The sequence below is a fragment of the Acinetobacter sp. 226-1 genome, from assembly GCF_030329325.1.
GTDB classification, from domain to species: domain Bacteria; phylum Pseudomonadota; class Gammaproteobacteria; order Pseudomonadales; family Moraxellaceae; genus Acinetobacter; species Acinetobacter sichuanensis.
The window spans coordinates 37,746-50,086 of the sequence record NZ_JACANU010000016.1 but is presented as its reverse complement, the minus strand read 5'-3'; the positions used below and the strand labels follow the sequence as shown (position 1 = coordinate 50,086).

General features: G+C 37.2%; 14 protein-coding genes. 8 read left to right on the top strand and 6 right to left on the bottom strand.

Annotated elements, in window-relative coordinates:
- Nucleotides 1-110 precede the first annotated feature (110 nt).
- The 5 genes from HX124_RS16235 to HX124_RS16215 all read left to right on the top strand — a co-directional run bounded on the left by HX124_RS16235 (nucleotide 111) and on the right by HX124_RS16215 (nucleotide 3,220).
- Nucleotides 111-1,202, top strand: coding sequence for a hypothetical protein (locus tag HX124_RS16235; RefSeq protein ID WP_286384046.1), 1,092 nt, complete (start codon nucleotides 111-113; stop codon nucleotides 1,200-1,202).
- Between the two features lie 115 nt (nucleotides 1,203-1,317).
- On the top strand, nucleotides 1,318-1,515 hold the full coding sequence (locus tag HX124_RS16230; protein WP_286384047.1) for a hypothetical protein: 198 nt from the start codon (nucleotides 1,318-1,320) through the stop codon (nucleotides 1,513-1,515).
- Nucleotides 1,512-1,820, top strand: coding sequence for a response regulator (locus HX124_RS16225; RefSeq protein ID WP_286384048.1), 309 nt, complete (start codon nucleotides 1,512-1,514; stop codon nucleotides 1,818-1,820). Before HX124_RS16230 ends, HX124_RS16225 begins: the two co-directional genes overlap by 4 nt.
- Nucleotides 1,821-1,880: 60 nt before the next feature.
- Complete coding sequence (locus HX124_RS16220; protein WP_286384049.1) at nucleotides 1,881-2,087, top strand: hypothetical protein; 207 nt, start codon at nucleotides 1,881-1,883, stop codon at nucleotides 2,085-2,087.
- 8 nt (nucleotides 2,088-2,095) lie between these two features.
- Nucleotides 2,096-3,220, top strand: coding sequence for a phage integrase Arm DNA-binding domain-containing protein (locus HX124_RS16215; protein ID WP_286384050.1), 1,125 nt, complete (start codon nucleotides 2,096-2,098; stop codon nucleotides 3,218-3,220).
- A gap of 431 nt (nucleotides 3,221-3,651) precedes the next feature.
- On the opposite strand, the gene arsC is transcribed toward HX124_RS16215, so the two are convergent.
- On the bottom strand, nucleotides 3,652-4,080 hold the full coding sequence (gene arsC / locus HX124_RS16210; RefSeq protein ID WP_286384051.1) for an arsenate reductase (glutaredoxin): 429 nt from the start codon (nucleotides 4,078-4,080) through the stop codon (nucleotides 3,652-3,654).
- An 84-nt stretch (nucleotides 4,081-4,164) separates the two neighbouring features.
- Between arsC and HX124_RS16205 the strand changes: the two genes are divergently transcribed.
- From HX124_RS16205 to arsH, 3 genes are read left to right on the top strand one after another with little or no spacing between them, the layout of a single operon-like run.
- A complete protein-coding gene (locus HX124_RS16205; protein WP_286384052.1) occupies nucleotides 4,165-4,485 on the top strand; it encodes an ArsR/SmtB family transcription factor in 321 nt (106 codons plus the stop codon).
- A 3-nt stretch (nucleotides 4,486-4,488) separates the two neighbouring features.
- Complete coding sequence (gene arsB, locus HX124_RS16200) at nucleotides 4,489-5,517, top strand: ACR3 family arsenite efflux transporter (protein ID WP_286384053.1); 1,029 nt, start codon at nucleotides 4,489-4,491, stop codon at nucleotides 5,515-5,517.
- A gap of 15 nt (nucleotides 5,518-5,532) precedes the next feature.
- Nucleotides 5,533-6,237 carry an arsenical resistance protein ArsH gene (gene arsH / locus HX124_RS16195; RefSeq protein ID WP_286384055.1) on the top strand — a complete coding sequence of 235 codons (705 nt, stop codon included), beginning with the start codon at nucleotides 5,533-5,535 and terminating at the stop codon, nucleotides 6,235-6,237.
- Nucleotides 6,238-6,325: 88 nt separating this feature from the next.
- Here arsH and HX124_RS16190 read toward each other — a convergent pair whose 3' ends face one another.
- The 5 genes from HX124_RS16190 to HX124_RS16170 all read right to left on the bottom strand — a co-directional run bounded on the left by HX124_RS16190 (nucleotide 6,326) and on the right by HX124_RS16170 (nucleotide 12,289).
- Nucleotides 6,326-6,901 (bottom strand): tetratricopeptide repeat protein, encoded by a 576-nt coding sequence (locus HX124_RS16190; RefSeq protein WP_286384056.1) that lies wholly within the window; start codon nucleotides 6,899-6,901, stop codon nucleotides 6,326-6,328.
- A 185-nt stretch (nucleotides 6,902-7,086) separates the two neighbouring features.
- The gene (gene pepN, locus HX124_RS16185) at nucleotides 7,087-9,696 is read right to left on the bottom strand and encodes an aminopeptidase N (RefSeq protein ID WP_286384057.1); all 2,610 of its coding nucleotides are present in this window, start codon (nucleotides 9,694-9,696) and stop codon (nucleotides 7,087-7,089) included.
- Between the two features lie 526 nt (nucleotides 9,697-10,222).
- On the bottom strand, nucleotides 10,223-10,972 hold the full coding sequence (locus HX124_RS16180) for a YebC/PmpR family DNA-binding transcriptional regulator (protein ID WP_286377854.1): 750 nt from the start codon (nucleotides 10,970-10,972) through the stop codon (nucleotides 10,223-10,225).
- Between the two features lie 231 nt (nucleotides 10,973-11,203).
- Complete coding sequence (locus HX124_RS16175) at nucleotides 11,204-11,761, bottom strand: 1-acyl-sn-glycerol-3-phosphate acyltransferase (protein WP_502872838.1); 558 nt, start codon at nucleotides 11,759-11,761, stop codon at nucleotides 11,204-11,206.
- Between the two features lie 174 nt (nucleotides 11,762-11,935).
- Nucleotides 11,936-12,289: a YnfA family protein gene (locus HX124_RS16170; protein ID WP_107009121.1), complete on the bottom strand. Its 354-nt coding sequence runs from the start codon at nucleotides 12,287-12,289 to the stop codon at nucleotides 11,936-11,938.
- Nucleotides 12,290-12,341 lie beyond the last annotated feature (52 nt).

Here is a 12,341-nt window from a genome sequence, read left to right as displayed (position 1 = left end):
TATTAATAATGCTTGTCGAGCTCGTTCAGATCAAATGGGTTGGCCAACCAAACAAACCCAACGAAACCAAAACTCGCAACAGCAACCGATGCATCATTGAGGGATAACAAATGGATATTTTAAACGCTAAACAAGCTTTTGAAGCAATGTCATCTGGTCAAGCAGTGTTGTGTCGTGCAGTCGGGCAACTGCTCGACTTTGGCGAGTTGAGTCAATTCCCTGCTACGGTCTTCTTCGGTACTGATTACGAGTTTTGCCTTGCACCTCGTTTTATGACAATCGGTCAATTGGATCTAGAAGTACCTGAGTGTATTCAAGGCTTCGATGACTTAATTGATGCTGCAATGTATTACTACGCACCTAATCTTTTAGATGTGGATCATCCTATTGAGATTTTAAGCACAGCTGACAATGCCAACTATTTAAAACGTCTAATTGCTTCAAAGCTTTTACATAAAACTTCAGATGATGCTATTGCTCATGCACGTGCATTCATCACGTTAAACGGCGGTTCATTAGATCCTATCGAAGTTGAAACTGTTGTTGAGCCTAAGTCAACACCTACTATTATCATTGGTACGCCAGATGACTATTTTGCTTGCATTGAATCTAAAATCTTTAAAACAAAGTCACCTGAAGATATTCAAAAAATCAGTGATGAAATTAATACCGATCCAAAATTAAATGATGAAGATCGTAAAGATTTATTCAAAATAATGGATGCATTTCATGCTAAGGAAGAAGTTTCTGATCCTGCACCTACTAAGATTGTTGAAGAAAAACCGAAAAAAACAACTTCAGCAGAAGTAAAAAAACGCTACATCGAGGCATTGAACAAAACAACTAGAGAGCGTGAAGTCTTTGCTATTGAAACTCAAATTACGATCAACAGTGATTTGAATAAAAGAGACTTGAACTCGCTAAAATCAATGATTGAACAGCTATATGCCAAATTTAAACAAATTGAAGCTGAGGAAATTAACGCGCTGATTGTTCAATTTAAAGGACAAATTACAGCAGCTCAAACAGCGCAAGAGTTAATTAAGATCCGCACCACTTTTGCTTCAAACGGAACTTTAAGTGATGAACAACATGAAGATCTTAATACTTGTTTTAATGCGAGATTAGCTGAGATTGATTCACCTAAAAATGCAGAAGCTGAACGGGAATATCAAGAAAATCTAACTGACTTAATTCAATAGAGCAAGTCAAGCACAAAGTCCCGCTGAAGCCAATGCTTTAGTCCGATATACGACCCAATGGACTGAAGAACAGCGTAAACCATTAATTAATGCAATTAGTAAACGTTTAAGTGAGTTGAATGTTGACGCTCAACCCATAGGGCAACCACCATCATTAATGGTACAGATTCAAAACGCTCCAGACCTCACAACATTAGACGTACTAGAGATTGATGTGGGTAGTCGTCATCCAGATATTCAACCGAAACTCATGGGTTGTATTCGTGCACGTCGATTTGAGTTGGAGAATGGACCTGATGGAGATGCTCAATGAAACGAGTTATTAAATCAAAGAACCTAGATGCATTTCGCATCTGGTTCGACAAGCTTGGATATCAAGTTAAGTGTCTGAATGGTCAGGGCTTTACAGCTCGCACTAATGATCGAAATGTTAAAAAACGCTATCAATATATTTTGGTAACAGATTCTTTGGGCGGTAATCAGGCAGCTTTTGAGCTTGGGATTGAATTTGAGGATCATCTTCGTTCACCTGAGCAGACTTGTACAGAAAAAGCGGGAACGGAAATCCTGCAACTGGTCAAAGGGGATAAAAATGGAGTTTTGTCTTTTGTTGCTTGAAATTTTATTAGTCGTGAATGGATTTGTATTTATTAATTTTGATGCTTGGAGTTGGTGAAGATGACTTGTTTAATTAAGGTTTCTGAATTTATCAAACGTGTTTATGGAGATGAAAATTCAACACCTCCAACACCACAAACCATCACAAGACAGTGTCGACTTGGTACACTGCCTGCAACACAAATTGGTAAACTTTGGTACATTGAGTGGCATATTTACCAAAAAAGAACTGGTGATGATCTTGTTGATCGAGTACTTGAAGGCTGAAACTTGATATGGCACGACCACGCACGAGAAAAAATAAAGATTTGCCACCAAACCTATATCGTGGTGGCAATAATACTTGGCGCTATCGCCACCCTTTAACTGGCAAGTATCATGGTATGGGACCAGATAAAGCTAAAGCTATAAATGCAGCACGAAAGCTCAATGATCTCTTAATTCCAGCAACTGATCTTGTATCAATTGTTATAGGGGAAGTTAATTTTGGCGAATTTTCACAAAAGTTTTTAGCTGAAAAGCGTCGAAAAGATGGGCGTCCTCTCTCTGAAAACTCATTAAGAACATACAGGCATAGCTTAAATCGCTGTGCCGCTTGGGACCAATTAGCACTCTCTTCAATTAACTTACTCATGGTTAATAAATTATTAGATAGCTTACCTGCATCAACAAGTATTGAAACACGCAGCCTATTGCGACAAATATTTGACTTAGCAATAAGTAAAGGTCTTGTAGTGGATAATCCAGCGGCTCAAACTATTAAACGCCATCGAATAAAGCAAAGGAAGCGTCACACTTTGGAGGGATTAGATGCTATTCGGAATGTATCGCCACAATGGCTAAAAAATGCAATTGATATTGCGATGCTAACCACCCAACGACGTATAGATATTATCAATATGAAGTGGTCTGATATCAAAGAAGGTTTCTTACATGTTGCGCAAGAAAAAACAACTGATGATCCTGAAGATAGTTTTGATATTTTAGAAGGTGCTGGCTATGTAAGAATTAAAATTAATGATGAATTGCAACGCGTCTTAAATCGCTGTAAAGATAATGTTGTCAGTCCTTACATTATCCATAGAGTACCTAAAGGAAAGACTAAAAATCGAGATCAAACAAAAGAGCATTGGACTCAAGTAGAAGCTCAATATGTTTCTAGAGAATTTTTAAAAGCAGTTAAGCTCTCTAATGCTTATCCAGAATTAAATGGTCGACAGCTACCAAGCTTTCATGAAATTCGAGCCTTATCTATTCACTTGCATAAAAAGGCTGGTAAATCAGCTCAAACTTTAGCTGGCCATGCAACCGAAAAAATGACTGAAGTCTATGCATCAGGACATGAAATTATTTGGAATGATGCAGATGTGGGTATTGATCTCCCATTTAAGATGGATTAGTCAATAATAAAAAAGCCACAAATAGTGGCTTTTTTATTATTGACTAAATTGCCAAAATAATGAGATGCAAAACTACATACTAACTCTTTGTTTTCTATAATATCTATAATTGCTATTTTTGCTATATTTTTACTATTCAAACTCAATATATAAACTATTAAAAACATATACTTAAGTTACTTTAGGGCATATAATAAATAGATAGAGAGCATTAAGAAAATCCTTAAGTAAGATACTGTTTTTTATCATTTTGCACTTAATCAAAAAAATAAAGCAAAATGAAAACAGAAAAGAAAGGCATTTTAACAATTTTGACAGTTTATTCAATGTTAATAGCCTTTCAAAAGTCATTTCAAAACTCAACACAGTAAATCTGAAAACGCGCAGGAGATTCATCCTAGATACTTTTTAGAGCAATTGAAATTGCTTTATTATTTCACACGTTGTAAATGCTCATCAATAATCACTTCACCATCTTCTTTGCTGAATGGCTTTAATTGCGGTGCGGACAGAAGATCAAGAACAAGTTCTGACGGTCGACACAATCGAGTACCAAGTGCTGTACGGACAAAAGGACGATTAATCAAAATTGGATATTTCAGCATAAAATCCAACAATTGCTCATCGCTCCAATTGGATTGTGCCAAGTTTAATGTTTCATAAGACTCGACATGCTGACGTATGGCTGCACGAACACTTAACCCTGATTGCTGAATTAAATCAATCAGCTCTGCCTTACTTGGCGGATTTTGCAGATATTCAATAATCTCAGGTTCCTGTCCTGAATTTCGAATCAGTGCCAAAGTATTGCGTGATGTGCCACAGGCTGGATTATGGTAAATCTTAATGTTTTGTGACATGAGATTGCTCAATCGAAATGGATATTGCATTTATATATGGATATACGTATATTCGCAATAGTAAATATATTGGAAAATACCGACATGAACCAAGTCGATTTTTTTAAATGTCTTTCAGACCCAACGCGTTTAGATATTTTGAAACTGGTGATTGAAAAACAAAATGTCTGTGTCTGTGAGCTCACAGAACAACTTGAAATCAGCCAACCGAAAATTTCCAGACATCTGGCACTGCTCAGGAATCTTGCCATTTTACAGGATGAACGTCGTGGACAATGGGTATATTACGCTTTACATCCTGATCTTCCCGAATGGGCGCAGTCTGTTTTAAGCATCATGGCACACGAGCATCCATCCACCATCCTGAAAAACCGTCAACATTCTGTATCCATCCATTGCGAGTAATACATGGCTGCAAAACTTTCGTTTTTAGACCGTAACTTAACGCTATGGATTTTTATTGCCATGGCTTTCGGGGTTGCCATTGGGGTGTGGTTTCCACAGGCATCGGTTGCATTGAACCAACTCAGCATCGACTCAGTCAATATTCCCATTGCAATTGGCTTGATTTTGATGATGTATCCTCCGCTTGCCAAAGTTGACTATGCCACCCTGCCACAGGTCTTTAAAGACAAGCGAACTCTGACTTTATCCTTGTTGCAAAACTGGTTGATTGCACCATGTTTAATGTTTGCATTGGCGATCATCTTTTTGCAAAGTTATCCTGAATACATGACAGGATTGATTTTGATCGGACTGGCACGGTGTATTGCCATGGTTTTGGTGTGGAATAATCTCGCCTGCGGTGATAATCAATATGTTGCTGCGCTGGTCGCATTTAACAGTATTTTTCAGATCCTGTTTTTCAGTACTTATGCATGGTTATTCCTGAGCTTTTTACCGCCATTTTTTGGGGTGGAAGCGCAAATCATTCAGGTCAGTTTCTGGACTATTACCCATGCGGTGCTGATTTATTTGGGTATTCCATTTTTATTGGGTTTTCTGACCCGATGGATCTTGGTCAAACAAAAGGGATTGGCATGGTATCAAAACAGCTTCATTCCTAAAATCAGCCCGATCAGCTTAATTGCCTTACTGTTAACCATTGTGGCGATGTTCAGCCTGAAAGGTGCCGATGTAGTTCGCCTGCCTCTGGATGTTCTGCGTATTGCTATTCCATTGACACTTTATTTTGTGGTGATGTTTTTCATCAGCTTTTTTATGAGCAAATGGATGGGCAATGACTATGCCAAAACCACCGCCATTTCCTTTACCGCAGCCGGCAATAATTTTGAATTGGCACTTGCCGTCGCCATTGCCACCTTTGGTTTGGCATCCCCTGTGGCATTTACCACTGTGATTGGTCCCTTGGTCGAAGTGCCCGTGCTCATCAGTCTGGTGGGTGTGTCACTGTGGTTAAAAAAGAAATATTTTTAAAGGGTTAAATGATATATGACACTCCCTCATCTGGATCTAAATCTACTCAAACAACCGACTCTGGCAAACGTACAGGCTCAGGAACTGCCACATCCACCACGAATATTATTGTTGTATGGCTCCAATCGAGAGCGTTCATTCAGCCGCCTTGCTGTTCAGGAAGCTGGACGAATTCTTGAATATTTCGGAGCTGAAGTCAAAATATTTCACCCTAAAGGTTTGCCATTGCCTGAAGATGGCGATGCAAGCCATACCAAAGTCAAGGAGTTACATGAACTGTTGGCATGGTCTGAGGGAATGGTGTGGTGTTCACCTGAACGTCATGGCGCCATGAGTTCAATTTTCAAAGCGCAGATTGACTGGATTCCACTTGCTGCGGGTGCAATTCGGGCAACGCAAGGTAAAACTTTAGCCCTCATGCAGGTCTGTGGTGGTTCACAGTCATTCAATACAGTCAATCAACTGCGTATTTTAGGACGTTGGATGCGCATGATCACCATCCCAAATCAATCTTCTATTCCCAAGACATTTCTGGAGTTTGATGAAAATGATCGGATGAAACCTTCTGCTTATTATCATCGTATTGTGGATGTCATGGAGGAGTTGTTTAAATTTACCTTGCTCACCCGTGGGCAAACTGCCTATCTGACCGATCGTTATTCGGAACGGGTGGAAAGTGCCGAGGCATTATCGAAACGAGTCAATCAAAAAGAAATATGAATTTAAATTTATCAGGTTAATTCCAATAAACTCATATCAAGCCGAAGGTGATGCTTCTAACTTCTACCTAAATATAGAAGTTAAGCGATTAAAAGTTCAAAAGCTTTTTTTGTGAATCTGCATCACCTTTTTCGGCTGCTTTTTGATACCACTTTTTTGCTAACTCTAAATCTTTATGAACACCTAAACCTGATTCATACATCTGACCAATATTTTTCATTGCTTTAGGCAATTCCTGATGAGCTGCTTTTAAAAACCAATCAAAAGCTTGACTGTAATCTTGAGCAACACCTAAACCATTTACATAGATTAGACCTACATTAAATTGTGATTCTGCATAGCCTTGATTTGCAGCTTGCAGAAAATATTTGAGTGCTTGTTGATTATTTTGTTCGACGCCATCGCCTTTAAAATACATAAATCCAAGTGAGTGCTGTGCAAGCATATTATCTTTCTCAGCAGATTTTTTAAATAATTCAAAAGCTTGTTTATAGTTTTTCTCCACACCCTCACCAAAATAATATTTTCTTCCCTGTTCAAATTGAGCTTGAGAGTTTGCAAGAGTTGGATGACTTAATGTAGGTAAATTTTGTTTATTCGCTAAAACTAATGCTGGTAAAGATATTAAAATAAATAAAGAAACTTGAATAAAACTAGCTTTCATTTTTTAAAATACTCATCGATAAACTTAAAATGTATCTAGGTGATATTTAGTTTTTAGCAGAATACATACCATAGAAAGCAATTAAATATTGTGAATTTATCAATCAAATCATATTTGCTATTTGCCCTATAAAAAACAAGGCAAATAGCTTAATAAATTATTATATATCAAATACTTAATTAAAATTAAATGCTTAACATACTATTTAGGGTTTCACTGACATTTTTAGATTTCACTTGAGATTTCAACGCTTCAAGCTCAGCTTTCACTTGACTGCGCTGTGGCTCTGCCAAAGTGTACCAACGTGACAAGACTTGCAATAAGCGAGAACCCACAATCGGATTTTTCTCATCCAAATATTTTGCCAGATCAATAAAATGCTGAACCCCAAAACTCCAAGTATTGACAGGATTAGCATTTAAACCACCTGATACTGAACGGATTCGGTTCGGCACAGCCAAATCATAATCAGCATGGGAGGTTAAATAAGCAATGCTTTCTGCGGTTGCTTTTGGATGTGCTGCCTGAATCATAAACCATTGATCCAATGACAAAGCTTCATCTTTAAAGCGTGTATAGAAGTCTTGTAAAACTTCCTGTGCCTGAGGTGCATCATTCCAGACCAAGACTTTTAAAGCACCTAAACGCTCAGACATATTGCCGGTATTTTGGTACTGTTCGTATGCCAAATCAAAGACTTCGCTATCCCCCTGACGTGCAAGCAGACTCAGCATGATATTTTTCAGCGCACGAACCCCCATTGCCTGAGAAAACTCTTTTTGTGCAATTGGGTCAAGGCTCAGATAAGTTTCTTTAACAAAACCGCCCAATTCACGTGCCAAAGTATTCAGCAAAGCTTCACGCGCTTCATTGATCACCGTAGGATTGTAATCTTGATCAATACGGCTACCTAAATAACCCTCTGTCGGCACATCAAATAAACGCGAAGCCAATAGTGGGTCTTTGGCAATAACGAAAGGTAAGGTTTTCTGAATTGCATCCAGATAAGTTTGTGCATCATGACCATTCAACAAAATACGTTCAAGCAAAGTCTGAGCAGCCTGCCATTGGTTAAAGCCGTTGGTTTCATACTGCAATAAGAATGCAAGCTGTTCATCTGAATAGTTAAATTCAAGGTTTACAGGTGCAGAGAAACTACGCAATAACGACACCACAGGTGCAGCTTTTAAGCCTGTAAATTCAATGCTTGCTTCATTTTGATCAAATAAATACACACCATCTTTCACGCCATTTTCAAACAAAGCTTCAGCATTTAATACCAGTTGCTCACCTGTTTCAGCGTCAAATAAAGCCAATGCTACAGGAATCGGAACAGCTTTGAGGTTTGGATATTTTGCATGTGCTTTTAAGCTTTGTTTTAGACTTAAACGATAGGTCTGATTGGCAGCATCATACTCACCTTGCGCTTGCAGTTTTGGCGTACCCGGTTGGTTATACCAAATGAGAAATGCTGATAAATCTACACCTGAACCTGCGCTTAATGCTGCAACCCAATCTTCAACCGTCACCGCTTGACCATCATGACGTTTGAAATATTCATCTGTCCCTTGGCGGAATTTTTCTTTGCCGAGCAATGTCGCCATCATGTGGTTAATTTCCGCACCTTTTTCATAAACAGTGGCAGTATAGAAATTATTAATTTCCACAAAATGGTCAGGACGTGGTGGATGAGACAATGGACCTGAATCTTCAGGGAATTGATGTGATTTTAAAACAGCAACATCATCAATACGTTGTACCGCAGCCGATTGTAAATCTTCTGAGAATGATTGATCACGGAAAACTGTTAAGCCTTCTTTTAGACACAATTGGAACCAATCACGACAAGTAATGCGATTACCTGTCCAGTTATGGAAATATTCATGGGCAATGACGGATTGCACCCGCATGATTGCTGCATCAGTGGTAAATTCTTCATCTGCAAGTACACATGAAGTATTAAAGATATTTAAACCTTTATTTTCCATTGCACCCATATTGAATGCACTTGTCGCCACGATCATATAATTGTCTAAATCATATGGACGACCGTAATGCTCTTCATCCCAACGCATCGAATGTTTTAATGCTTCCATCGCAATATGACATTTTGGAATATCTTTGGCTTCAGCATAAATTTCCAAAGCGACATCACGACCTTCAGAAGTGGTATAGCGATCTTTTAGTACTGCCAAATCGCCAATCACACATGCAAATAAATAACTTGGCTTTTTGGTTGGATCTTGCCAAACGGTATAATGACGACCTTCACCTGCTTCACCTGCCTCAATCAAATTACCATTGGCTAAGAGTACAGGAAATTTTTTGTCCGCTTCAACACGTGTGGTAAAGACTGAAAGTAAATCGGGGCGATCAGGATAGAAGGTAATTTTACGGAAACCTTCAGGTTCATTTTGCGTTACATACAGATTATCCGCAGCTTGATAAAGTCCTTCTAACTGAGTATTTGACTCAGGATGAATCAATACTTCGATATTCAGTTCGGCTAAATCAGGCGTATTGGCAATGACCAATTGTTCAGCATCAAGTTGATATTGCTCATTGGTCAGCGTTTTGCCATTTAGCATAATGGATTGAAGCTCAAGATCACGACCCAATAACACCAAATCACCAGCAGCTTGACGCTGCATCACGAGCTTACTTTTAACAAGGGTATGATCATCATAGACTTGAATATCTAGATGTATAGAATCAACAAGATAAGAAGGTTTTTGATAATCTTTTAAATAAACAGTTTGATCTGCTTCAATCACTGGATTAGCTGCGATATTCATATGATGTCCTAATTCTGTTGTATTACTCAGATTTATATGTGTAAAGTCATTTGATCATAGGTCAAATTGCACAATTTGTCTGTGTATTGCTTTGTCTTTTTATATGGGTCTTTGTGATCTTATTTTCAATCTATTCAATGTGAAATAAGATTGATATGACGTATATTTAGTCAAAATAAATTGAGAAAAACAATTTGATGCGGCATGGGAATTTCAGGAAATTCTACATGATAATAACTATCTCTCTATAAGCTTTATACAAAATCAAAAAATCACCATAAAATGCAATACTTATGATAATACCTATTTTATAGGGGATGTTTATGAAATTATTTTTGTCCCTTAAAAAATACTTAGGCTATTTTTAGTTTTATAAGCAGCATATCAAATCTGAAATTATATTTTGATATCAATATCGTCACACATTTAAATTTTTATCAATAAAAAACGCCCAATGTCATCACATTCGGCGTTTTTAAAATACGATTTTAAACTCAATCAAAACCCTATTTTCACCAATTTAGCATTAAGCATCTAATTCAGCTAAAACTGCATCAGAGAATTCAACGTTGGTATACACGTTTTGAACATCGTCTAAATCTTCAAGCATATCAATCATTTTCATGATTTTTTTCGCTTGATCAATATCTGTGATTTCAGCTTTCGTTGATGGGCTCATCACTACTTCTGCATTATCAGATTTCAAACCTGCTGCAGTTAAAGCATCTTGCACATCACCAAATGCTTCAGGTGTTGTGATGACTAAGATTTCATCTTCATCAATTTCAATATCTTCAGCACCAGCTTCAAGCGCAATTTCCATCACTTGATCTTCTAAAGAAACATCTTCAAAAGTAATTTCGCCACGTTTTGTGAACAAGAATGCAACTGAACCATTTGTGCCCAAGTTACCATCTGTTTTAGAAAAACAGTGACGAACATCAGGAACAGTACGGTTTAGGTTATCAGTCATTGTTTCAACAATAACAGCAACACCGCCTACACCATAACCTTCATAGGTAATTTCTTTTAAATCGTCGTTATCTTCACCACCCGCACCACGTTGGATTGCACGGTTGATGACATCACGTGTCATATTGACTGAAAGTGCTTTTTCTACGACTGCACGTAGACGTGGGTTACTTGCTGCATCTGCACCGCCAAGTTTAGCAGCCGTTACAATTTCACGAATATATTTGGTAAAAACTTTACCGCGACTCGCATCTTGTTTTGCTTTACGATGCTTAATATTGGCCCACTTGGAATGACCCGCCATGCGAAATATGCTCCTTATAGATTGGCTTGATGCCAAATCAAATTGTTGGTAATTCTACCATAAGCGCTTTTTTATGAGAAAGCCTTTGATTTTTGATTTTACATACAAAAGTATGAATGCCTAAATTTTGTTAAGTTTAACTTGTATATTGCATTACATTTAACACAATCTCATTGTCTTATAAAATTAAAACCAACGTTGAACTATAAAAATAAAAAATTATTCATGACCTTAAGATTTCGGCTTTGGAATTTCGATATCTAAATCAGCATACTGTTTATACATTTCTTTCAGTAAAGCCAAATCATGATCTAAATCAGTTGGATAAATTTTTCCAAAAATGCCACCTTGTTTATTTTTATTATTGATATACATCAATACAATCGGAACATTGGCAGCTTTTGCAATATGCCAAAAACCTGTACGAATCGGTTTACGTGTTTCACCATCTTTTGCACGTGTTGCTTCAGGTGCAATGACCAAGTTAAATTCTTCATTTTCTTGAAAATGTTTGACCATTTGTGCAACGATATCTTGATTGGCTTTACGGTCAACAGCAATACCACCCAATGCTTCTAAGACAGGTTTAAATGGACCTTTAAATAGCTCTTTTTTAATCAACGTATGAATTTTTATATGATAAATCTGAAAAAGTGCCAATGATAAAACAGCATCCATCATTGAAGTATGTTCAAAACCAATAATCACTTGTTTTTTTTCTAATACATTGGGTTCAACATGATACTTTACACCAGCAAGTTTGAAGGTGAGTTCACCTAATTTTTTCATATAAATCTAACCGATGACTAAAAAATAGAAGTCAAGATTTTGAAAGTATTTTTTAAAAATTACAATGATATATTGCATACGAATAAGATGATATTTGTAGTGATGTGCAAATTTAATACAACCATCAGCAACATCAGACTAAAAATACCCTCTTATTTCTCTTTATACTCAAATTTATCGGACTAAACCATTTGGCTGTAAAATAATTAATGCAGCACCACATAAAACGACTGCTCCACCCATTAGATCCCAACGCGTTAAACTCATTTGGTCAACATATCTGAGCCAAATCAGTGCAGTAAAAACATAAATTCCGCCATAAGCTGCATAAATTCGACCCGATGCAGCAGGATGTAAAGTTAATAACCATACAAATACAGCTAAACTCAATGCCGTAGGAATCCATAACCAATGGCTTTTATTTTGATTTAAAATCAGATATGGAAAATAACATCCCAAGATTTCAGCAATCGCAGTCACTACAAATAAAAAAAATGTCATGATGACTTTAGAAAACTGCACATCCATAAGTTCAATCCTAAAATAAAAAATGCTAAAAATAAAAAACCCGTGTTTATGA